This is a genomic window from Trinickia sp. (assembly GCF_051954495.1).
Taxonomy (GTDB): domain Bacteria; phylum Pseudomonadota; class Gammaproteobacteria; order Burkholderiales; family Burkholderiaceae; genus Trinickia.
On record NZ_JBQCHR010000087.1, the window covers coordinates 1 to 22,633 of the forward strand.

Here is a 22,633-nt window from a genome sequence, read left to right on the forward strand (position 1 = left end):
GCTCCTCCCGAAATTTCTCAGACTGCGTGACGGCGCGCGCGGAAGGACCGACGCCTGTGCGCTAACTCAGCACCATGTACTGGTCTTCCGTTGCGGCGCTGCGCATCGCCGAGGTTTGTTGAGCTAGCAGCCGGGCTTGCGCGGCGGCGTCATGCGGCCCTGCGAGCGCCGCGGCGAGCTGGCGTGGGTAATTGAACCCGGCCTCCGAAAGAATCTTATCGGTCAGATAGACCGCCGGCCCGCGATTGGCGATCGCCTGCGCCGCAGGCAGCTTTCGCAATCCCGTTATCGCGCAGATCATCTGGTAAGCAAGCGTGCGTTCGATCTCCACTTCCCGCAGCCCCGCTTCGGTCAGATACCGCATACCATCGTCGAGCACGTAGATCTTTTTGGACGGCTCGTTCATGGCGCGCTCACGCGCAGTTGGCGACAGCAAGTCGAATTCGATGTCCCCTTCGAGCACGAACTTCCAGGGGTCGGCCTGCGACGCCTCCGTCACCGGCATTTCGTCGAACATTCGACGAAAGGTCGCGCTGCGCTGATAGAGCCGGCCGTAGAAATCCAACACGACCATGGCGTCGGACGCCAACTGGCGTGTCATCGTTCGATCCTGTACGTAGAAGCCGAAATTCTGATGAAACTTGGTCTTGAAATCGCTCCATGGGAGAAAGACCTCGTCGTCGGCCCCTTCGATCGCATCGAGCGACGCTTTCGTACCGGAAACAGTTAAACGCGACGGCACCGGTACGCCATCGACAAGGGTCTCATCCGTCACGGCGCCGCGACCGGCGTCCAATACCCCGTCGAGATAGCGATTCTCGCGTTCGGCGCCGCGAGCCGCCGCGTCCGCGTGGTATTCGACGGTTTGCTCGGCCGGCATATCGGGCCGCGCGTTCTGCGCCCGAAACATGATTTGCTCCGGAACGTCATATCCCGCTTCGCTCAGGATCTTGCCGGTCAAGTAAGCGGCCGGCCCGCGGTTCGTTAGATCGAGTCCCGCCGCCGGATCGCGTGCGCCGGTCAGGGCTCGAACCATTTCGCCCAGATAGGCCTGCTCGGGTGACATGGCGCGCGGGCCGCCCGCCGACATGTACGGCATCGCTTCGATGCCCGCGTCGTCGGGAAGATAAATCCGCTTATGCTCGAAATCGGTATACGCCTTTCGCGGGGATCCGAGCGGCGCGGACTGCCCTATGACGAACTCCCAGCGCTTCCATGGCGAAGCCGTCCCGTTGCGCGCGCGTGCATCGAGGTCCGCGTGGCGGTTAAATAAGCGGCGGAAGGTGCCGCTCGATTCGTAGACCTTGCGGTAGAACGCCGACGCGTTCAATCTCGAGGTATTCGCCGCGACCGGGCTTGTCAACCCGAACGCATCCGCGAAGAGCGTATCGAAGTCGCGAACCGTGGCATCGTTTGCGCGCTCGAACAACCTTGTCACGCCTTCGACCGTCGGACGCTCACGCACGTCGCCGTCAAGCGACGCGCGACCGCTCTCGTGCCCTCTCCCGCTTTGCCTGTATGCCCTCCCCGAGCGTGGATCGAGTTCGATATGCGGCGCCTCGCGCAGGCGATGGCCCGTGCGCCAATCGACTTCGACGTAGCGTTCGCCGTCGCGTCGAATCGGGACGATCCGATCTTCCTCGTCGAGATGCACCACGTCATAGTCGCGCCATCGCACGCTCGCGCCTTCGCGCACTCGACGCGTGAGTGGGCGAAGGTCGTCGGGCACACCGGCGTCGCGTCGGCCGATATGGACGGGGTCGACCGTCAGCTCGATCATGTCAGGATGTCCGGCGCGATTGACGCTGGAGCCGTCGAGGTGGGCAGCCATCCGGCGCAGCTTCGGCACGACTGGATGGACCCCGTCCCGGCTCGCACCGCCTGTGCCGGCCGAGACGTCGAACAGGTCCGCACCGAGAAACAGCAACCCGCACGCCGCGCGCGCCGCATCATGGTGGCGCACGCCCTCTTCGATGTTGTAGACCGGCCCTGCAACCGGGACCGTGTTGATCCAAGTCTCGAGCCCTCTCACGAGCGCGCGATGCGATTCCGTCTCCGTCGCCAATCGGCTCACGATCTCATCGGCCGCGTGCCGCACCGAGTCTGGAGTCACGGGCTTCGATTCCCGTCGCAGCCCCACTTTCGCCGTCGCCACCACCCAAGCGTTGGACGGCAGGCTTGCGTTGAAGGCTTCCTCCGCACGCTGAAGCTCGTCGCGCGGCTTCAAACGAGCACCCGTAGGCAGGGTCATCCATGCGCCGTTCAAACCGACCCAGTCGGCGCGATCGAGAAATTCGTCAACGAGGTCGCCGAACGCTTGCTTTGCGACGTTCGGGTTGTCTCCGGAGATCACGTATCGGCGATTGTCGGACCGGGCGTCCTCGTCCACCCCGCAGCGTTCCAAGATGGCGGCCGCCGCGCCATACCGGTCGAACGACGGGGGCGCGCCGTAGGCCGCGAGCAGGCGCTCGTTCGCATACTCGAGCACGGCGGCGGCACGGGACTCGAAATCAGCGCCGGCGAGCCGGTTGGGTGTGAGTAGGCCTTTCGCCCGCAAATCTTGCGCGAACGCGGCAACGCTACCCGTGCCGTCGGCGGCTTCGTTCAAAGCGGAGAAAAGTCCAAGCAGCAATTCCGTCTGCTGCGCGGGCTTCGCCTCTCTCCAACGTGAGCCGAGTTCGTTCGATTGAGCCAAATGACGGTCGATCCATCGCAGCGCTCCGCCGTTTCCCGCAATATCCAGCTCGACCGCCGGATCCTTCACTTGGTTTTCGAAGAGCAGGCGCAAGTCCTCGTGCGAGACCACGTCCATCCCGCTCGATCGAGCCAGATGCAGCGCGAACATCAGCCGCGGGTGGTATGGATACGATTCGCCGTCTTTCCAAGCGCCTTCGCGTTTGCGGAACGCCTGCAAAAGCGCCGCTTCGTCACCCGCGGACGACGGCTGCGCACCGCGGTATCGATCCATGCGCAGCAACGCCGTCGCGAGCGAGTGTGGAATCGACCCGATCGGAAACTGCGTCGACTCGGCCATTTGATCGAATTTTTCCATCAGCAGCGCACGCCGTTCGGGCGCGGTCAACGCGGCCAACGCAGGTGTGGACCAAACGGCCTTGGAATCGACAAGCGTATCGAACGACATGCCCTCGGCGTTGCGCAACGCAAAACCGTCGAAGTGTGGTGTCGTTTGCCCGAATGCCATGCTAGGAACAAATAGCGCGTCGAGCGCGCGCCGCTTCGCGTAGTCGGCGCGCAGCGCGTCGACGAACCGGGTACGCAAGGTCGATAGCGTGAGCGGTTGCGGTTGTCTTGGCTCGGCTGGCATCGCACGCTCGCGCAATCGGTCATATAAGACAGCCGCTTCGTCGAGCACAGCCTCGTCAGTGAGCAGCGAGGGGTCGAGCAGTGTCGAAAACGCCTCGGGAATGGCGCGATGGCGGTGCTTCGCGACGGCCATGAGTAAATCGCTCGGGCGGCTCGCGTACGCTCGCGCTTTATCTTCGTCGATCCACTGGGCCAACGACTCGGTCAGTCGTTCGAGCACGGCCGCTTCAGCTGCCGCCGAACGCGGCGTGGGGGCCCGTTGCAACGACAAGGGCGACGCTACGGCGGCCGCGTACATCGTTGCGGAAGGCCCTGCATTTCTCTTCGACCGCAACGCATGCGACGCAGAAGGCTCGTCGGCGGCGATGCGGCGCAGGACGTATTCCATCCGCGTGTGCATGGGAGATTGCGCGTCGCCTTGCGTCGATGCCGCGGACTGCACGGCTTCCGAAAACGTCGATGTACCGGCTGGCGGCGGAGCCTGCGGCTCAGTTGCATCGGCTACGCTGTCCCGCGCCTCGTTTTCCGGCGGCGATACCCTATCGGCCGAATTGAACGGCGCCATCGCGCCGTGCTCGTAAATCCCCACTCCTCGCATGCATGTCCTCCGTATTGAACGCAAAGTCGCCCGCTGGTGAGGCAAGAAGACGACAATGTGTCAAAAAACGAGAGGCGTGATTCGAGGCAGGGGTCAATATCAGACGAGGTTACGCGTCTAGGCGGCGCCACGACCGGTTTAGGGTGCCGGCCAGCCGTCGCGCCAGCGTCCGTCGTCCGGCTTCGTCAATGCCTGCGCAAACGCCTCTCCAACGGCGGCAAGCGTCGCCTCGGCGCGCGCGACCGCGCGCTCGGCCAAGAACTCGTCCGCCAAACGCAACGCGCGCTCGGCATAGCCGAGCGGCTCCAGCATCGCTTCGTCTCGTATAAAGAACGCCGCGGTGCCGGTCAGGCGATGCAGCGCCTGCGCCGCCGGCTCCCACTGGCGTCGCGCGAGCGCCGCACCCAATGCAATGCGCTGGGATTCGAATTCGTCGAGCGCGACAGCCAGCAGTGTGCGCAAGCCGTCCTCACCATAAAGCGCTCGCAATTCCGATAAATCGAACGACCCGGGCGCATGCGCTTCGGAGAGGTCAGCTTCGCGTCGGCCTCGGGTCGGCATATGCCGCCTCCATCCATTTATCAAGCATCGTCGCTAGCTTGTGTCGCGTGATCGGCTTGGAGAGATAGTCGTCCATGCCTGCCTGCAGGGACGCGCGCATGTCGTCGTGCGTCGCGTTTGCGCTAACCGCGACGATCGTCGTTCGCGCGCGGCCGTCGCGCTCCGCGAGGCGAATGGTGCGCGCGAGCGTATATCCGTCCATGCCCGGCATGTGGCAATCGAGCAGCACGAGCGAGGGCCGAAGACGCTGCCAGGACGCATAGCCCTCGGCGCCGTCGGCCGCCGATTCGGCCGCCACGCCCAGCGCGCGGAGCTGCCTCACCATGATGTCCCGATTGACGGCGTTGTCTTCGATCACGAGGACGGGATCGAAGGCAAACCGGCCGGCAGTGCAATCAAGACGTTCGTGCGCGCCTCCTGCGCAATCCGCGCGCGAAGTTTCGACGCGGTCGCGTGACCGGTCGCTTTTCGGGTCGGCGCCGCATGCCTGATCGGAATAGCCGAGACACGCGGCGACGGCGTCGGCGAGTTCGTCGACCGATCTGAGCCTGCGCTGCGCGCCGTGTCGCGCGGTCACCACCACGGCGCCGAGCGCATCGGCGGAGACCTCGATATCCGCATGCCCTCCATCCGAAATGCACCGAACGCCCATCCTCGCCATCAACGCGCGTACGCAAACGCCCATTGCAGGCACCGGCATGTGCACGCGCGCACACCCCGACCCCGGACGAGGCCAAGCGCGAGCCGCATCACCCCATTCGATCGGCAATCGAATACGCACGCGCGTACCCGCGCCTACGCGGCTCTCGACTTCGATCGTGCCGTTCATGAGGTCGACGATACGCTTGACGATCGACAGCCCCAAACCCGTACCGCCGTAGCGCCTTGTGGTCGTGCTGTCTTGCTGCGTAAATGGCGCGAACAAGCTCGCCCGATAGGTTTCCGAAATCCCGACACCCGTGTCGCTGACCTCCAGCATGAGCCAGGTTCGCCCGCGCGCCACTTTGCGCCGTACCTCGAGCAGCACATGGCCTCGCTCGGTAAACCGGATCGCATTGCTGAGCAGGTTCGTCAAGATCTGATTGACCCGCGCTTCGTCGCCGATCAGTCTCCGATCGAAGTGCGGCATCGTCGCCAAATAAAGCGCGCAACCTTTGCGTGCCGCCAGCGGCGCATGCAGTTCCACGGCAGCGGCAGCCAACATGCCGATGTCGAACGGCGCGGCTTCCAATGTCAACGCACCTTGTTCGATCTTCAGGTAATCGAGCGTGTCGTCGACAACGCGGAGCATGAGACGGGCCGAGTGCTGCGCAATACCAAGATAGCGTCGCGGCTCGGGAGGCAAGGCCATGGTATCGAGCAGATCGAGCACGCCGACGACGCCGTTCATCGGCGTGCGGATTTCGTGACTCATCATCGCAACGAACGCCGACTTTGCCTGGTCCGCCGCGAGGGCTTGCTCGCGCGCGGCAATCGCCTCGCCGCGCGCCGCCACCGCCGCGGCCTGCGCGGCCCGCGTGCGTCGATAGGCCCAACCGAGGGTGACGATGATGATCAAAGCGACGGCAGCGCCGGCCGAGGCCAAACCGATCACCGCACGCTTCTCGTACCCGAGTACGATCGTCAGCGGCCGCGTGCGGCTGGCAAGGCGCGCCAATTCACGCGGGCTGTAAGAAGCCAGATACCGATCGAGCATCGACGCCAGCATGCGGTTGCGCTCGACGACCGCGAAACCTATCCGCTCGACCCCGGCGACCGTCGGATCGATAGCGAGATGATCGTGCGCGAAGCGCTCTCCGAATTCCTCGGCGGCAATGACATTGATCAGCGCCGCGTCGGCATTGCCGGCGAGAACGGCGCGCAATGCAGCTGTGGCGTCCGGCCTAGCCACGAGCGCCGTGTCGTCGAGAGTAGGCACGAGCATGACACGCCGCATACGCCAAGGAGTGGTGGCGACGCGCTCGATGCTCCCAGCGTTGTCGCGCTCCGCGCGCACGAACGACCAAGGGAAGCTGTCGTAGGCACGCGTCGTGAAAAGCCCCGGAACCGCCGCGGACGCCCCGAGCGGAAACGCGCTGACCAAATCGACGGCGTCACGGCGCAACGCCAGTGCGGGATCGAGGGCGGCGTCGAGAACTACGGGCTCGAACCGCAGCCCAGCCACCTGGGCGAACTGCCTGAGCAGCGTCGCGCCAAGCCCTTGCCACCTGCCCTGATCGTCGATGAAATCGTAGGGGCGGCCGAGCCGTTGAACGCCGACACGGACGACCGGGTGGACGCGTACCCACTCGCGCTCGGCGAGCGTCAGCGTGAAGTTGGGGGGCGCAAAGGCGCGATGGACAGCCGCGGGCAGCGGCTGAAATTCGATTTCCTGAAGCGCCCGAGGGGAGATATCGGCGAGCCCTTGCGTAATCGTCGCCGAGATGGACGGATCCGCCTTTCGAAAGGCAAGACACAAAGGAAGCGAGAACGGGAGCGCAACGGGCCTGAGCGTACCCAGCGCCAATGCGTCCACTGCACCCACGTTGAACGCATGGATACCGACAAATGCGTCCGCCTCACCGGTCGCGACGGCCTTCAAGGCCAGTTCGCGCGACGGCATCTCATTGAGCACAGCACCCGTCAGCTTAGCGCGCAGGACTCCGGCGCCCGGACTGCCGGAGGCGACGACCACGCGCTTGCCGGCCAAGTCGGTCAACGTCCGCGGCGTCGGACGGCCCTCCGCCGTGACGGCGCCAACGCCGACCGACGCGTAGGGCGCCGACAGCGCGCCCGTGTCATTCGGCACGGAATCGTCGCACGCGACCGGAACGACATCGGAATCGCCACGTCCGAGCGCCGCCCACGCTTCGCCTACGGAGGCGAACTGGCGGTAGACGAGCCGCCGGCTCTGCCGCAGCGCGATCGTTCGCAGGACGCTCGCATTGAGACCTTGCCTTATGCCCATGTGATCGACGTAGTCGAGCGCGCTCATGTCGCCGCTGTAAGCACCGACTCGAAGGGCCTCGGGCGGGCTTTGCGTCGCACCGGACACCCCGGCCACGCAGCCGGCCGCAAGGACGCAGGCCGCCTGCCGCGCTAGGGCGAACGCGAATCGGCACTGTCGATAGCGGCCTCGCGTGAGCTCTCCCAACGATTTCGGCCCCGCGCTCGTCGAGCCCGTTTCATCCGGCTTCAATAGCGAAACTTCTCTTTGAGAAACAGCGCAAGCCCAAGATCGTCCGAAACACGCAGCTTGCGCATGGCGCTGCGCTTATGGGTACTGACCGTCTTCTTGCTGCGCGCAAGAAGCGCGGCTGTTTGCGTCACGGAGAACCCATCCGCAATGTGCCTCAGTATCTCGATTTCAGCCGCCGAAAGATTGTCTTCCCGCGGATGCGGAACATACGGCTGAACTTTGCCGTCGCGCACAACGTGGAACTTGCGCGGCGCGGCGATGACGCGACGAATCGTCTCGGCGATCATCGGCAACGGAGTGGACTTTTCGAGAAATGCATTCGCCCCGGAACGATGGCAAATGCATTCGGCGTCGCTGGCCCGTGCCGCCGACAGAACGACAATCGAAATCGGCGGCACTTCCGTGCGCAATCGCTTGACGAACGAGCCACCATCCGCCTGGTCGCCGGGCAGGTAGAAATCGACGAGCGCGACATCACAATCGCCACCCTCGAGCACAGCGAACAAGTCGTCGATTGCCGTGACGTTGGCGACCAATTCGAAGTCTGTGTGATCGCGCAAATACGTGGTGACACCGAGCGCCACGATCGGGTGGTCGTCGAGTACCGCGATGCGGATGCGATGTCTAGGGCGAGACAACAGGAAAACTTGCCGGGGGGTCATGCGTTTTCATCCTCGCTATTGCCATTGCGACGTGAAAGAACCGCCGCTGTCATCTAATAAACATCATTGCGCGGCGACGAAATAATGCCCGAAACGAACGGAATAGTTATGTTTCCACTCAACACCCGATTACTACAACATTACGAGAACGAATTCATCCTTGAGAAAATTCTTAATTTTGTGCAAAGCGATTCAAATCCCCTCATCGAGAGATCGTCAATGTCGACCTAGCAGAACCATGGGGACCGGCGGTGCGCAGGATTCTAGCGGAAGCTCTTTCGACCGACAACGATTCATCGAATGGAAATTTCATAAAATAAATGGAACCATCGAGCGGCAATCTCTTTCGGTCCTAGAAATACCCCCCCCGCGAGGCGATCGCTTAGCATTTCGCACTAGCAATATAATGAGATAGAAACTGCAATATGGATTGCCGAGGCACCTCTTTTAAAGACGGTGAAACGCCCGATCGACGCGATCGACGCCATCGCTACAGCCTGAAGCGCGCGGCGGCGCCTAACGGGCCATCGGGCGCCGTGCAGGAGCACCTCGGTGCGCCCTGCAGCAGCACGAGGACCGGAGCGCTCGCCCCGAAACGCGACGCGGACGCGCGCCCAAGCGCTGCGCTAGGAAGGCTTCATTGAACGAGTCGAGCCGCGGCAAACACAAAGCCCGTTAGGGCAATGGCAGTGCCTATGAACCACTTCAACAGCGTCGATTCGAGGGTCGTGACGTCGTTCTTGGTTGCCAGGTGCAACAACCCTGCTTCGACATGCGCCATGCGCTCGCGGATATCAGTCGTCATTTGTTCCAACTCGGTGAGGCGTGCTTGAAAAGACGCATCATCGCTGGGGAAGCCGACGAAAGGTGCTTGAGGGGTGGAAAATCGGACGGATTTCTGCGGGCGACGCAGCGGCAGCGCATTCGACATCATGGTGGCGACTCGATCGATGGTTGAGATGGCGCGGCAAAATACACGCGCGCACCGCAACGGCAACGGACCGCGCGGCCATGCACCGCGTATGCCGGACGCCGATCTCGACGCCCATGGACGCATCATCGGGCAGCACGAGCGATCGCGGAAGTCGCCCGAATGGCTAATCGGCTCTCACGTTCCGGATGGTAGCCCGCTCAAGAACTTGCCGCGGCACAGACGATGCGAGGGCAGTCGCGTAACGGCAACCCGGAGAGGCGCACATGAAAACCCTTTGCAAGATTTCGCTGGTCGTGGCGGTGGCGGTTCTGGCCGGCAATCGCATCGTCGATTTTTGGTGCGATGCGCGCCCGAAACGAGAGGATGGAGCCTAATTGGCCCCCCCACGAGGAATCGAACCTCGATTTCAGGTTTAGAAGACCCGTGTTCTATCCGTTGAACTATGGGGAGGCGAAGGTGTGATTGTACGGCGGCCGGCCACACCGAGCCGGGGGCCGTGATTATACTCGATCCCCCACCCGGCGGCCGTACGAGTTCAGACGGGCTGGCCGTGAGTCATGAACCAAATGAAGCAGGCGGCGCCAGCCAAGATGCAATACACGCCGAACGAGGCAAGCCGGCCGCGCCCTTCGAAATAGCGCATCAAGAAGCGCACGCTGAGATAGGCCGCCACGGCGGTCAGCACGCCCCCGAGGATCGCGTCGGCCAACTGCCCGGGCGCATGAAAGAGCTTGGGCACCTCGAGCAAGCCGGCTGCGAAAATGATCGGCGTGCCGAGCAGGAACGCGAATTCAGCCGCGCTTTCCGCCGTCAGACCGGCCGCGTTCCCGGCGATCATCGTCAGGCCGCTGCGCGAGAACCCCGGAATCAGCGCGCCGATCTGCGCAAGGCCGACGAGAAACGCCTGTTTGAACGTGAGCTTTTCGGGCGCGCGGTGAGCACGGGAGCGCTGCAGACGGTCGCCGATCCAGAGCAGCAGCCCGTTGACGACCAAGGCCAGCGCGACGATCCGCAGGTCATGAAAAATGCGCTCGAGCCGCTTTTCCAGCACCAGGCCAACGAGCCCCGCCGGAATCGTGCCGATGATGAGCGCCCACATCATATGGCCCTCTTCGCTGCGCCGCCCGGCCAGTGAGCCGAACCAGCCGCCGATGAGCGCGATCCAGCGCTTGCGGAAGTACCAGAGCAGCGCGAAAGCCGTGCCTAGATGCAGCGCCACGAGGAACGGGATCAGTTGCGGCGCGTGCTTGTCGATGTGCATGCCCAAGAGCGCCGGGGCCAGCAGCGTGTGCCCTAGGCTGCTGACGGGGAAAAGCTCGGTCACGCCCTGCAGGACGCTTAGAAAAATCAAAAACCAAAGGCTCACGCGTCGATCCTTTCTTTCTTTGAAAACGGGGTTGCGGGGAATGTTTCTGCCGTCCGCCTGCCGAGCGGACGGCCGATCGGGACCGATTATGCCTACCGTGGCCGGCCCAGCCAAGCCGACAAAACATTTTTTTCAGCCCAAATATCGAGCAAAAACGTCATGGGTCAGTCATAATCGACCCGGATAATCGCTGCGACGTAAACGTTTCCAGGCCCAGCACTACCGGACTGCACAGGAAGATGAAACACACGATCAAGGATGTAGCCGCTTATGCCGGCTTTTCCATCGCGACGGTGTCTCGCGCGATCAATGCCCCTCATACGGTGAATCGCGTCACGCTGGCGAAGATCCGCGAGGCGATCGAGGCGCTGCAGTTCAGCCCCAGCCCGCTCGGCCGGCAGCTGCGCGGCGAGCGCACGCGCCTCGTCGGCGTCGTGCTGCCCACGCTCGCCAATCCAGTGTTCGCCGAATGCCTGCAGGGCATCGACGAACTGGCGGCGGCCCAAGGCTATCGCCTGATGTTGATGACGACCCAATACGACGCGGCGCGCGAGCGCCACGCGATCGAAACGCTGCTCGCGCAGCGCGTCGAGGGGCTCATCTTGACGGTGGCCGATGCCGATACGCACCCGTTGCTCGATGAGCTAGACCGCGCCGGCAAGCTCTACGTGCTGATGCACAACGACACGGTACGCCGTCCGTCGGTCTCGGTCGACAATCGGCGCGCCGCGTATGACGGCGTGCGCATGCTGATCGAGCATGGACACCAGCGCGTCATGATGCTCGCCGGCACGCTGGCGGAATCCGACCGCGCGCGCCTGCGCTATCGCGGCTATTCGGAAGCGATGCAACAGGCCGGGCTCACGCCCGCCCCTGCGCTCGAGGTCGACTTCAACGCCGACGAACTCGCCCCGTCGGTCCTCTCGCATCTCACGTCGGGTGCGAACCGCCCCACCGCCCTTTTTTGCAGCAACGATCTGCTCGCGATGGTCGTCATGCGCGGCTTGCGCCGCGCGCGTTACAGCGTGCCCGAGGACATGTCGATCCTCGGCTTCGACGGCTTGTCGATGGGCGAACTGCTCTCGCCGCCGCTCGCCAGCATCAGCACGCCGAACCGAGAAATCGGCTGCGCGGCCTGGCGGCGCCTCATGGCGCGCATCGAAGGCGCCGACGACGGCGAATCGCTCTCGCTCACGTTGCCCCATACGCTGCGCCAAGGCGGGACGATCGGCGTCCTTTCGGGCGCCTCGGGCCCCGCCCTGCCCGCACACCCCGTCGCGTAAGCGACGCGGCTTCGCTGTTTTCCGCGTCGGCCGAAAGTAGGCCGACGCAGCATTTCCACGACGTCCCAATAACGCTCTTTACCGTCCCGCAAGGAGACCTTAAGTGACACGTCGCACATCCAGCCTTCGCGCGCGCCTCGCGCAGCTTGCCTGCGCCGCCTCGGCCGCGGTCGCGTTCGCGGCCCCGCTCGCCACGACGGCGCACGCCGAAGAATCCGCCATTTGCTACAACTGCCCGCCGGAATGGGCCGATTGGGCCAGCGAACTGAAGGCCATTCAGGACAAAACCGGCATTCACGTGCCTTCGGACAATAAAAACTCCGGCCAGGCCATCGCGCAATTGATGGCCGAAAAAAACAGCCCCGTCGCCGATGTCGTCTATCTGGGCGTGTCCTCGGCCTTTCAGGCCAAGGATAAAGGGGTCGTAGCGCCGTATAAGCCCGCCCATTGGGACGACATTCCCGCCGGCTTGAAGGATCCCCAAGGCTATTGGTTTGCGATTCACTCCGGCACGCTCGGCTTTTTCGTCAACAAGGATGCGCTCGAAGGCAAGCCGGTACCCAAATCGTGGGCCGACTTGCTCAAGCCCGAATACAAGGGAATGATCGGGTATCTCGATCCGTCGAGCGCCTTCGTCGGCTATGCCGGCGCCGTAGCCGTCAATCAAGCGCTCGGGGGCTCGTTCGATAACTTCAAGCCGGGCCTCGACTGGTTCAAGAAGCTCAAGGCCAACGCGCCGATCGTGCCGAAGCAAACGGCCTATGCGCGCGTGCTCTCGGGTGAGATTCCGATCCTGCTCGACTATGACTTCGACGCCTATCGCGCCAAGTACAAGGATCACGCGAATGTCGAGTTCGTCATTCCGACCGAGGGGACGATTTCCGTGCCGTACGTGATGAGTCTCGTCAAGGGTGCGCCGCACGAGGCGAACGGCAAGAAGGTGCTCGATTTCGTGCTGTCCGACGAAGGGCAGAAGATCTGGGCCAATGCCTACTTGCGTCCGGTCCGCGCCGGTGCGATGAGCAAGGACGCTGCCGCCAAATTCCTGCCGGCAAGCGACTACGCGCGCGCCAAGCCCGTCGATTTCTCCAAGATGGCGGATAAGCAGCAAGCGTTCGGCCAGCAGTACTTGGAAATCATGCACTGATCGCCACGCGGCGTTCGGCTCGGGCGCAAGCCCGGCCGCGCCGCGCCGGCGCCTCGCTTCGTCCGCCCGCGCCCGCCGCGTCGCCGACACCGCTTTTTTTCTGCGCGAGCGGTCATCGCCATGCACGACATCACTTTTCCGCTTCGCTGGCGCATCCTTTTGATCGCGCCGGCCCTCGCCGTCTTCATCGCGTTTTGGCTGTTGCCGATGGGCGTGCTCGTTCATGTCAGCGCGAACGGCCATGCATTCGCCACCTATCGCGCGCTGCTCACCAACGCACGCTACATGGACAGCCTCGTCGCGACGGTCGCGCTGTCGGCGGCCGTCACGCTCGCCACGCTCGTCCTGTCGGTCATCTCGGGCTTGCTGCTCGCCCGCCGCGAATTTCCGGGCAAGCGCTCGCTCGTCGCGTTGCTGACGTTCCCGCTCGCGTTCCCGGGCGTCGTCGTCGGCTTCATGGTCATCATGCTGGCGGGACGCCAAGGCATCATCGGCGCGCTCACGCAAAAGCTCACGGGCGACAAATGGGTGTTCGCCTATTCGATGTCGGGGCTTTTTCTCGGGTATCTCTACTTTTCGATTCCACGCGTGATCGTGACGGTCATGGCATCGGCCACGAAGCTCGACCGATCGCTCGAGGAAGCCGCCCGCTCGCTCGGCGCATCGCCTTGGCAAATCATGCGCGACGTGATCCTGCCGGGCCTTGCGCCGGGCCTCGTCGCGGCCGGCGCAATTTGCTTCGCCACGGCGATGGGCGCATTCGGCACAGCGTTTACGCTCGCGACCGATATCGACGTCTTGCCGATGACGATCTACACCGAGTTTACGCTGAACGCGAACATGATCACGGCCGCCGGCCTGTCCGTCATTCTCGGCATCGTCACCTGGCTCGTCCTCGCGATCGCGCGCAGCGCGACCGGATCGGCCGTCGCCGCCACCGCATGAGGCCACGATGAATTTACTCGCCGATTCCGTCACCGCCCGGCGAAGCAGCCCGCGTCGATTGACCGCGCTCGTCGCGCCGCGCCAATTGCTCGCGTTGGGGCAGTGGATCGTCACGTTCGCATTGTGCGCGTTCCTCGTCGTACCGGTCGTCATGTCGGTCCTGGCGGGCCTGACGGTCAACTACTTTCGCGGCCTCTCGAGCGGTCTCACGCTACGCTGGCTCGCGCAGGTATGGACGCAATACCACGGCTCGGTGCTGCTTTCGCTCGAAGTGGCCGCCGCGACGCTCGCCGTCACGCTCGTTACGGGGGTGCCCGCGGCCTATGCGCTCGCGCGCAGCAAGACGCGTGCGGCCCGCATCGTCGAAGAATTCCTGGTGCTGCCGATCGCCCTGCCCGGCCTCGCGTCGGCGCTCGCGCTCATCGTCGTGTACGGCGGCTTCACGGCGTTTCGCATGAGCATGGCCTTCATCGTGGTGGGCCATGTGGTCTTCACGCTGCCGTTCATGGTGCGCGCCGTGGCGGCCGTGGCGGCGAGCGCCGACTTGCGCACGTTGGAGGAAGGCGCGGCCAGCCTTGGAGCGACGTTCGTCCAGCGCTTTTTCACGATCGTGCTGCCGAATCTGCGGCCCGGCATCGTCGCGGGGGCGCTAGCCGTCGTCACGCTCTCGATCGGTGAATTCAATCTGACGTGGATGCTGCATACGCCCGAGACCAAGACGTTGCCGGTCGGGCTCGCCGATACCTACGCCTCGCTGCGCATCGAGGTGGGCAGCGCCTACACGATTCTTTTCTTCGCCATGACGATGCCGCTGCTCGTCGCCATGCAGCGGCTCGGCGCCGGGCAGGGCGAGATCATGGGAGGCGGCGGCCAGCGCAAGAAAGATAAAGACAGCGGCAACGACCACACGGAATAATTTTTCGACCCACACGCTCCGATGAAATTCACCCCCGTTCCCATTGCGCTGTCGCAGTGCGCGAAGACTTTCCACGGCACGCGCGTGCTCGAGCCGCTCGATCTCACGATCGGCGCGGGCGAAACCCTCGTGCTGCTGGGGCCGTCGGGCTGCGGCAAGACGACCACACTGCGCATTGTCGCGGGCCTCGAGACGCCCGATGCGGGCGGCGCCGTGCGCTTCGGCGACGACGACGTCACGCGCTTGCCGATCGAGCGCAGGCAAGTGGGCATGGTGTTCCAGAGCTACGCGCTGTTTCCGAATCTGACGGTGCGCGGCAACGTCGGCTACGGTCTGAAGATCGCCAAAGTCGATCCCGCGCTCGCACGCAAGCGCGTCGACGAATTGCTCGCGATGATGCGGCTCGAAGCGCATGCGGACAAGCCGATCCATCAGCTTTCGGGCGGCCAACGGCAACGCGTGGCGCTGGCTCGCGCGCTAGCGCGCGAACCGCGCGTGTTGTTGCTCGACGAACCGCTGACGGCTCTCGACGCGCGTCTACGCGATACGCTGCGGCGCGAAATGAACGCCCTGCTGCGCGGGCTCGGCGTCACGACGGTCTACGTGACGCACGATCAGGCCGAAGCCATGGAGCTTGGCGACCGCATCGTCGTGATGAGCGCCGGCCGCATCGAACAGATTGGCACGCCGCGCGATATCTACTACCGCCCCGTCAATCGCGCCGTTGCGCAGTTCGTCGGCACGATCAACCGAGTCGCGGGACAATGGCGCGATGGCGTGCTCGCCACGGACGGCGGCAGCGTCGGGTTGCCCGCGGGACTCGCGCGCGACGAACGGGCGGAACTCTTCTTCCGGCCCGAGGATGGGCGGCTCGTCGATCCGGCGAACGCCTCGCTGCGCGGGACAGTCGATACGGTGTCGTTTCTCGGCGAGCGTACCCGCGTGAGCGTGAGCGGCGCGGCGCCCGAGGCGCTCGTCATCGATGTGCCGGGACGCACCGATTGGGCGCCCGGATCGGTGGTGGGCATCGAGATCGCGCCTGAAGGATTGATTGCGCTTCCCTAAAGACGGCCGTGAGCGCCGCCGATGTAGATCAAGGAGTGGACCCACATGCTGCTGGCTCAAATCAGCGATTTGCACATCAAGCGCCCCGGTGCGCTGGCCTATCGCCGCGTGGATACGGCCGCTCATCTCGAGCGCTGCGTCGCGCGACTGAATGCGCTCGAGCCCAAGCCGGACGCCGTGGTCATCACCGGCGATCTGGTCGACCTAGGCAGCGTCGCGGAATACGCGTTGCTCAAGACGCTGCTGGCGCCGCTCACGATGCCCATCTATCTGCTCGTGGGCAATCACGACGACCGCGCCGCGTTGCGGCAGGTGTTCGACGACCACGCCTATCTTCATGACAGCCCCGAATTCGTCCACTACGCGGTCGACATCGGCCCGCTGCGCCTGATCGCGCTCGATTCGCAATTGCCGCAGCAAAGTAGCGGCCACTTGTGCGATGCGCGCCTCGCGTGGCTCGATAGGCAGCTCGAGCAGGCGCAGGACAAGAGCGTGATGCTCGCGCTGCATCATCCGCCTTTCGTGTCGGGGATCGGCCATATGGATCGCCAACGGCTCGATCCGGAATCGGCTCAACGCTTGGCCGCGATCGTCAGCCGATATCCGAACGTCGAGCGTGTCGTTTGCGGCCACGTTCATCGGCCGATCTTCACGCGCTTTGCCGGCACGATCGCATCGGCGGTACCCGCGCCGGCGCATCAGGTCGCGCTCGATTTGCGAAGCGACGCACCCTCGGCATTCCGGCTCGAGCCCCCAGCATTCGCGCTTCATCAATACGCGCCCGAGACCGGCGTCGTCACGCACCACGCCTATGTCGACGAAGGCGAAGGGCCCTATCCGTTCTACGAGCCGGACGGCACGTTGATCGATTGATCGCAGCGGGCGCCGGGCGAATGCGCGGCGCGATTAGAGACAACCCTCCAGCGCGCGGCGCCCAGCGCGCGCTATCGTGCGTGCGCATTCACTCTCACGACGAGCCGCGCCCATGCCCTACCCCCATCTGCTGTCCGAATTGGACCTCGGCTTCACGAAGCTCAAGAACCGCGTCGTCATGGGCTCGATGCACACGGGTCTCGAGGATCGCTTTTGGCATTATCCGGCGCTTGCCGAGTACTTTCGGGAGCGCGCCAAGGGCGGCGTCGGGCTCATCATCACGGGGGGTATTTCGCCCAATCGCGAAGGCTGGTTGCTGCCCTTCGGCGGCACGCTCAACAGCGTGCTGGACCTGCGCAATCACCGGCGGTTGACTCGCGCAGTCCACGAGGAAGGCGGCAAGATCGCCCTGCAAATTCTGCACGCGGGCCGCTACGGCTATCACCCGTTCGTCGTTTCGGCATCGGCCGTCCGTTCGCCGATCTCGAAGTTCACGCCGAAAGCGCTGACCGAAGCCGGGATCGAACGTACGGTGCGCGCGTACGCAAGAACCGCCCGGCTCGCACAGGGCGCCGGCTACGACGGCGTCGAAATCATGGGCAGCGAAGGCTACCTGCTCAATCAATTTCTCTGCCGCCGCACGAACCGTCGCACCGACCGCTACGGCGGCACGCTCGAAAATCGCATGCGCCTCGCGATCGACGTCGTCAAGCGCGTCCGCGAAGCTTGCGGCGAAGCGTTCATCGTCATCTATCGGCTCTCGCTGATCGACCTGGTCGAAGGCGGCAATACCTGGGATGAAACGGTGCAGGTCGCCCGCGCGCTCGAAGCGGCGGGCGTCACGCTGATCAATACGGGCATCGGCTGGCATGAAGCGCGCGTGCCGACGATCGTCACTTCCGTTCCACGCGCGGCGTTCGCCCCGCTCACGGCACGTTTGCGCGAAGCCGTCACGGTGCCCGTGATCGCATCGAATCGGATCAATACGCCGGAACTGGCCGAATCGCTGATCGAAACCGGCTGCGCCGATCTCGTCTCGATGGCGCGGCCGTTGCTGGCCGATCCCGACTTCGTCGTCAAGGCGGCCCAAGGCCGTGCCGACGAAATCAATACCTGCATCGCGTGCAATCAGGCATGCCTCGATCACACCTTTCGCAACGAGCGCGCGAGTTGCCTCGTCAATCCGAGGGCCGGGCGCGAAACGGCGCTCGTCTACCGGCCCACGAGGCGCCCGCTCTCGCTCGCCGTCGTCGGCGCCGGGCCGGCCGGTCTCTCGGCCGCCTGCGTCGCGGCCTCGCGCGGCCATCGCGTCACGCTGTTCGATGCGAGCGAGACGATCGGCGGCCAGTTCAATCTCGCCAAACGCATTCCGGGCAAGGAAGAATTCGCCGAAACGCTGCGCTACTTCGGCGCTCATCTGCGCAAGCATGGCGTGGACGTGAGGCTTGGCACGCACGTGGACGCGTCGCAGCTCGCGCAGGGGCGCTACGACGAGGTCATCGTCGCGACGGGCATCGTGCCGCGCCGGCCGGCGATTGCCGGCATCGACGGCGCGAACGTGCTCTCGTACGTGGACGTGCTGCGCGGCGCTCCGGTCGGCAAGAGCGTCGCAGTGATCGGCGCGGGCGGCATCGGGTTCGACGTCAGCGAGTTCTTGCTGCACCGTGCGGGCGATCCGCTGCCGCAACCGCGCGATGCTTGGCTTGCGCAATGGGACGTCGACTTGGACGTTCGCGAACCGGGCGGGCTCGCGAAAGCGGCGCCACGAGAACCGGGCGAGCGCCGCATTTGGCTCTTGCAGCGCAAGAAGGGCAAGCTCGGCGCTGGGCTTGGCAAGACTTCGGGATGGGTGCATCGCGCGACGCTGTTGCGCCATGGCGTACAGATGCTGGACGGCGTCACCTATCTGGAAATCGGGCCGCGCGGGATCAAGATCGAACGCGAAGGACAAGCGCACTGGCTCGAGGTTGAAACGATCGTGGTTTGCGCCGGACAGGAATCGCTGCGAGAGCTCGTGCCGGCTTCACCGAGCACGAGTGGTCCGCGCTTTCACGTGATCGGCGGGGCCGCGCTCGCGAGCGAACTCGATGCCGAACGGGCAATTCGCGAAGGGGCCGAGCTCGCGGCAAAGCTCTGACGCAGGCAAGAAAGCCACCCTATGCGCCCGCGGCGCGACGGGCCGTGCGCGCCTCGGCGCTTTGCCTAGGGTCTCACTCCGCCTTTCGGCGATCGAACCAGAACGACAACGCGACGCTCGCGAGGATGACGCCTGTCGCAACGAGCGTGGAAGCCGTCACGGGCTCGCCCAGCGTCAAGGCGCCCAGCGCGACGGCCACGATCGGGTTCACATACATGCAGCTGCTCGCGACGATCGGGCTCGTGTGACGAATCAAGAAGCCGTAGGCGACGTAGGCGGCCATCGTCGCGACCGACATCAAATACAAGAACGCGAACAGCGAACCGAAGCCGAGCGAGGCCACACGCTCGCCGCCCGCCACCGCGATCAGTGTGGAAATAGCGCCGCCCAAGCCGATTTGCAGCGCAGTCGACAAAAACAGATCCGCCGGCAAAGCAAGCCGGCTCGCCAAATGCGCGCCGCCGGCCCAAAAGAGCGCGGCGCACAGAATCACGATGCTGCCGCTCGTGGACGAACTCGACGTATCGCCCAAGTTCAGGATGAAGATGCCCGCTAGCCCGAGCGCCACGGCCACCCATTCGCCTTTCGCAATAGGGCGCCCCGCCACGGCGGAGATGATCGTGGCGAACAGCGGCACGGTGGCGACCATCACGGCGGCGGCGCCTGTGCCGACGCTGCGCATGCCGAACGCGAGCAGCCCGCTCGAAAATCCGACCAGCATCGTGCCGACGATCCCCGCATTGCGCGTCTCGATCAGCGTCGGCCAAGCGGCCGCGCGTCGCATTGCGAAGACGAACAACCCGAGGCCGGCGATCAAATTGCGCAAGCCCGAGAGCAGCAAGGGCGGAAACGATTCGAGGGCGACGTGCACGGCAAGATAAGCCGAGCCCCAGGCGAAGTAGACGACGGCGAGCGCGAGCGCAATGCGCCCGCCCTGCGTGCGCGGCAGCTTGATGCGCCCGAGGAGGCCGATCAACGCGGCAGGCATCGGCGGGCGCCTTCGCGCGGGCGGCAGGGCATACGAGGGGAAATGCGGGGGGAGACTCGGAGGCAAGCGCGCGGACGAGCGCCGGCCGCCCCGCCCGGTTGGCTCGACGCAGCGCGGGCGCGATGGGCGATGCTGGGCGGCATGTCGGTTGTGCGTTTGGGGGAAGGAACGAGCGGCAAGGCCGCAAGGCAAACGTCGTCATTATGCAACGGACCGCCTAAAAACGTTCGGTTGCCAAATCCGGGCGGACCGGTGTATCTTCTGCGATGCTAACGCGGGGGTCCTGCGTCGTGCCGTCGCACTCGGTACGCGCGGGTGAGAAATACCCTTTGAACCTGATCTGGATAATGCCAGCGCAGGGAAGCGTACGGACTTCTCAAGCCCTGCGCCTTTCTCTCATCCGCCCGACCTTCCTGTCGTCTCCTGCATTAGCGCCCTAAGTCAGGAGATTCGCATGAGTGCCAACCCGAAATTCATTTCATCCGAAGCACACGTCGACGCGGCCGCCGTTGCTCCGCTGCCCAATTCACGGAAAATCTACGTGACGGGCTCGCGGCCCGACATTCGCGTGCCGATGCGCGAAATCACGCAGGCGGACACGCCAACCGGCTTCGGCGGCGAAAAAAACCCGCCGATCTACGTCTACGACACCTCGGGCCCGTACACCGATCCCCAAGCCAAGATCGACATCCGCGCCGGCCTGCCCGCGCTGCGTCAGGGCTGGATCGAAGAGCGCGCCGACACCGAGGCGCTGTCGGGTCTCACGAGCCAGTACGGCCGCGAGCGCGCCGCCGATTCGGCCACGGCCTCGCTGCGTTTCCCCGGCCTGCACCGCACGCCGCGCCGCGCCAAGGCGGGCGCGAACGTGACGCAAATGCACTACGCGCGCCGCGGCATCATCACGCCCGAGATGGAATACATCGCGATCCGCGAGAACCAGCGCCGGGCCGAGTACATCGAAAGCCTGCGCGCGAGCGGTCCGAACGGCGCCAAGCTCGCCCAGATGATGGGCCGCCAGCACCCGGGCCAGGCTTTCGGCGCGGCGGCCTTCGGCGCCAACGCGGCGCAGGAGATCACGGCCGAGTTCGTTCGGGAAGAAGTGGCGCGCGGCCGCGCGATCATTCCGGCGAACATCAACCACCCGGAAAGCGAGCCGATGATCATCGGCCGCAACTTCCTCGTGAAGATCAACGCGAACATCGGCAATTCGGCCGTGACGTCCTCGATCGGCGAGGAAGTCGACAAGATGACCTGGGCGATCCGCTGGGGCGGCGACACGGTCATGGACTTGTCGACGGGCAAGCACATTCACGAAACGCGCGAATGGATCATCCGCAACAGCCCGGGGCCGATCGGCACGGTGCCGATCTATCAAGCGCTCGAAAAGGTGAACGGCAAGGCCGAAGACCTCACGTGGGAGATCTTCCGCGATACGCTCATCGAGCAGGCCGAGCAAGGCGTCGATTACTTTACGATCCACGCCGGCGTGCTGCTGCGCTATGTGCCGCTCACGGCCAACCGCATGACGGGCATCGTCTCGCGCGGCGGCTCGATCATGGCCAAGTGGTGCCTCGCTCACCATAAGGAAAGCTTCCTCTACGAGCACTTCGAGGAAATCTGCGAAATCATGAAGGCCTACGACGTGAGCTTCTCGCTCGGCGACGGCCTGCGTCCGGGCTCGATCTACGACGCCAACGACGAAGCGCAGCTCGGCGAGCTCAAGACGCTCGGCGAACTCACGCAAACGGCGTGGAAGCACGACGTGCAGGTGATGATCGAGGGCCCCGGCCACGTGCCGATGCAGCTCATCAAGGAGAACATGGACCTGCAGCTGCAATGGTGCGACGAAGCGCCGTTCTACACGCTTGGGCCGCTCACGACCGATATCGCGCCGGGCTACGACCACATCACCTCGGGTATCGGCGCGGCGATGATCGGCTGGTTCGGCACGGCGATGCTTTGCTACGTCACGCCGAAGGAACACCTCGGCTTGCCGAACAAGGACGACGTCAAGGAAGGCATCATCACCTACAAGCTCGCGGCGCACGCGGCCGATTTGGCCAAGGGGCATCCTGGCGCGCAGGTGCGCGACAACGCATTGTCGAAGGCCCGTTTCGAGTTCCGCTGGGAAGACCAGTTCAATCTCGGCCTGGACCCGGACAAGGCGCGCGAATTCCATGACGAAACGCTGCCGAAGGATTCGGCGAAAGTGGCGCACTTCTGCTCGATGTGCGGTCCGCATTTCTGCTCGATGAAGATCACGCAAGACGTGCGCGACTTCGCGGCCGCGCAAGGCCTGTCCGACGAAACGGCGCTGAAGAAAGGCATGGAAGAAAAGGCCGTCGAATTCGTCAAGGGCGGGGCGGAAATCTACAAGCGTCAATGACGCGTCGATGAGGGTCGGTCACGCCGCCGCGCGCGATGCGCGCGGCTGATGCAAGGGGCGCCGCGGCGCCCCTTTTCTATTTCGGTCGCCATCGACCGCCTGGGTGCATTGCGCCGCATCGGCGGCCGGAGTCGTCAAATGCCGCCATGAAACATGTCGTTTCTTGCCGTTTCATCTCGCGCTGAAATATCGCGGGAGAAGCCGGTGATACCATGCTTTCCGGTTATTCGACGACATGACAAACCACTAAAAGACACGCCTCGAGATCCC

General features: G+C 64.4%; 15 protein-coding genes, 1 tRNA gene and 1 riboswitch. Of the genes, 8 read left to right on the top strand and 8 right to left on the bottom strand.

Annotated elements, in window-relative coordinates; genetic code table 11:
- Positions 1-61: 61 nt before the first annotated feature.
- The 7 genes from ACTHNR_RS12165 to ACTHNR_RS12195 all read right to left on the bottom strand — a co-directional run bounded on the left by ACTHNR_RS12165 (position 62) and on the right by ACTHNR_RS12195 (position 10,623).
- Positions 62-3,922, bottom strand: coding sequence for a hypothetical protein (locus tag ACTHNR_RS12165; protein ID WP_440547874.1), 3,861 nt, complete (start codon positions 3,920-3,922; stop codon positions 62-64).
- Between the two features lie 138 nt (positions 3,923-4,060).
- Positions 4,061-4,483 (bottom strand): hypothetical protein, encoded by a 423-nt coding sequence (locus ACTHNR_RS12170; protein WP_440547876.1) that lies wholly within the window; start codon positions 4,481-4,483, stop codon positions 4,061-4,063.
- On the bottom strand, positions 4,455-7,661 hold the full coding sequence (locus ACTHNR_RS12175) for an ATP-binding protein (RefSeq protein WP_440547877.1): 3,207 nt from the start codon (positions 7,659-7,661) through the stop codon (positions 4,455-4,457). Before ACTHNR_RS12175 ends, ACTHNR_RS12170 begins: the two co-directional genes overlap by 29 nt.
- Positions 7,658-8,323 carry a response regulator gene (locus tag ACTHNR_RS12180; RefSeq protein ID WP_440547878.1) on the bottom strand — a complete coding sequence of 222 codons (666 nt, stop codon included), beginning with the start codon at positions 8,321-8,323 and terminating at the stop codon, positions 7,658-7,660. Before ACTHNR_RS12180 ends, ACTHNR_RS12175 begins: the two co-directional genes overlap by 4 nt.
- A gap of 637 nt (positions 8,324-8,960) precedes the next feature.
- Positions 8,961-9,257, bottom strand: coding sequence for a hypothetical protein (locus ACTHNR_RS12185; protein ID WP_440547879.1), 297 nt, complete (start codon positions 9,255-9,257; stop codon positions 8,961-8,963).
- Positions 9,258-9,632: 375 nt separating this feature from the next.
- Positions 9,633-9,707: transfer RNA gene (locus tag ACTHNR_RS12190), tRNA-Arg, on the bottom strand.
- Between the two features lie 85 nt (positions 9,708-9,792).
- Positions 9,793-10,623 carry an undecaprenyl-diphosphate phosphatase gene (locus tag ACTHNR_RS12195; protein WP_440547880.1) on the bottom strand — a complete coding sequence of 277 codons (831 nt, stop codon included), beginning with the start codon at positions 10,621-10,623 and terminating at the stop codon, positions 9,793-9,795.
- A gap of 239 nt (positions 10,624-10,862) precedes the next feature.
- Between ACTHNR_RS12195 and ACTHNR_RS12200 the strand changes: the two genes are divergently transcribed.
- The 7 genes from ACTHNR_RS12200 to ACTHNR_RS12230 all read left to right on the top strand — a co-directional run bounded on the left by ACTHNR_RS12200 (position 10,863) and on the right by ACTHNR_RS12230 (position 18,989).
- Positions 10,863-11,906, top strand: coding sequence for a substrate-binding domain-containing protein (locus ACTHNR_RS12200; RefSeq protein WP_440547881.1), 1,044 nt, complete (start codon positions 10,863-10,865; stop codon positions 11,904-11,906).
- Positions 11,907-12,009: 103 nt separating this feature from the next.
- Entirely contained in the window at positions 12,010-13,053 is a 1,044-nt protein-coding gene (locus tag ACTHNR_RS12205; protein ID WP_440547882.1) for an ABC transporter substrate-binding protein, read from the top strand.
- A 120-nt stretch (positions 13,054-13,173) separates the two neighbouring features.
- A complete protein-coding gene (locus ACTHNR_RS12210) occupies positions 13,174-13,998 on the top strand; it encodes an ABC transporter permease (protein WP_440547883.1) in 825 nt (274 codons plus the stop codon).
- Between the two features lie 7 nt (positions 13,999-14,005).
- Entirely contained in the window at positions 14,006-14,914 is a 909-nt protein-coding gene (locus tag ACTHNR_RS12215; RefSeq protein WP_440547884.1) for an ABC transporter permease, read from the top strand.
- A 21-nt stretch (positions 14,915-14,935) separates the two neighbouring features.
- Complete coding sequence (locus ACTHNR_RS12220; RefSeq protein WP_440547885.1) at positions 14,936-15,979, top strand: ABC transporter ATP-binding protein; 1,044 nt, start codon at positions 14,936-14,938, stop codon at positions 15,977-15,979.
- A 45-nt stretch (positions 15,980-16,024) separates the two neighbouring features.
- Positions 16,025-16,852: a phosphodiesterase gene (locus tag ACTHNR_RS12225; RefSeq protein WP_440547886.1), complete on the top strand. Its 828-nt coding sequence runs from the start codon at positions 16,025-16,027 to the stop codon at positions 16,850-16,852.
- A gap of 112 nt (positions 16,853-16,964) precedes the next feature.
- A complete protein-coding gene (locus tag ACTHNR_RS12230) occupies positions 16,965-18,989 on the top strand; it encodes an oxidoreductase (protein ID WP_440547887.1) in 2,025 nt (674 codons plus the stop codon).
- 73 nt (positions 18,990-19,062) lie between these two features.
- Here the strand turns inward: ACTHNR_RS12230 and ACTHNR_RS12235 are convergent, their stop codons facing one another.
- The gene (locus ACTHNR_RS12235; protein WP_440547888.1) at positions 19,063-19,977 is read right to left on the bottom strand and encodes an EamA family transporter; all 915 of its coding nucleotides are present in this window, start codon (positions 19,975-19,977) and stop codon (positions 19,063-19,065) included.
- A 266-nt stretch (positions 19,978-20,243) separates the two neighbouring features.
- Positions 20,244-20,357: riboswitch (TPP riboswitch) on the top strand.
- A 74-nt stretch (positions 20,358-20,431) separates the two neighbouring features.
- Between ACTHNR_RS12235 and thiC the strand changes: the two genes are divergently transcribed.
- Entirely contained in the window at positions 20,432-22,363 is a 1,932-nt protein-coding gene (thiC, locus tag ACTHNR_RS12240) for a phosphomethylpyrimidine synthase ThiC (protein ID WP_440547890.1), read from the top strand.
- The last annotated feature ends 270 nt before the right edge of the window (positions 22,364-22,633 follow it).

Coding starts and splice junctions, on each gene's coding strand:
- ACTHNR_RS12165 (WP_440547874.1), bottom strand. CDS start 3,922: ATGCGAGGAGTGGGGATTTACGAGCACGGCGCGATGGCGCCGTTCAAT.
- ACTHNR_RS12170 (WP_440547876.1), bottom strand. CDS start 4,483: ATGCCGACCCGAGGCCGACGCGAAGCTGACCTCTCCGAAGCGCATGCG.
- ACTHNR_RS12180 (WP_440547878.1), bottom strand. CDS start 8,323: ATGACCCCCCGGCAAGTTTTCCTGTTGTCTCGCCCTAGACATCGCATC.
- ACTHNR_RS12185 (WP_440547879.1), bottom strand. CDS start 9,257: ATGATGTCGAATGCGCTGCCGCTGCGTCGCCCGCAGAAATCCGTCCGA.
- ACTHNR_RS12200 (WP_440547881.1), top strand. CDS start 10,863: ATGAAACACACGATCAAGGATGTAGCCGCTTATGCCGGCTTTTCCATC.
- ACTHNR_RS12210 (WP_440547883.1), top strand. CDS start 13,174: ATGCACGACATCACTTTTCCGCTTCGCTGGCGCATCCTTTTGATCGCG.
- ACTHNR_RS12215 (WP_440547884.1), top strand. CDS start 14,006: ATGAATTTACTCGCCGATTCCGTCACCGCCCGGCGAAGCAGCCCGCGT.
- ACTHNR_RS12220 (WP_440547885.1), top strand. CDS start 14,936: ATGAAATTCACCCCCGTTCCCATTGCGCTGTCGCAGTGCGCGAAGACT.
- ACTHNR_RS12225 (WP_440547886.1), top strand. CDS start 16,025: ATGCTGCTGGCTCAAATCAGCGATTTGCACATCAAGCGCCCCGGTGCG.
- ACTHNR_RS12230 (WP_440547887.1), top strand. CDS start 16,965: ATGCCCTACCCCCATCTGCTGTCCGAATTGGACCTCGGCTTCACGAAG.
- ACTHNR_RS12235 (WP_440547888.1), bottom strand. CDS start 19,977: ATGCCTGCCGCGTTGATCGGCCTCCTCGGGCGCATCAAGCTGCCGCGC.
- thiC (WP_440547890.1), top strand. CDS start 20,432: ATGAGTGCCAACCCGAAATTCATTTCATCCGAAGCACACGTCGACGCG.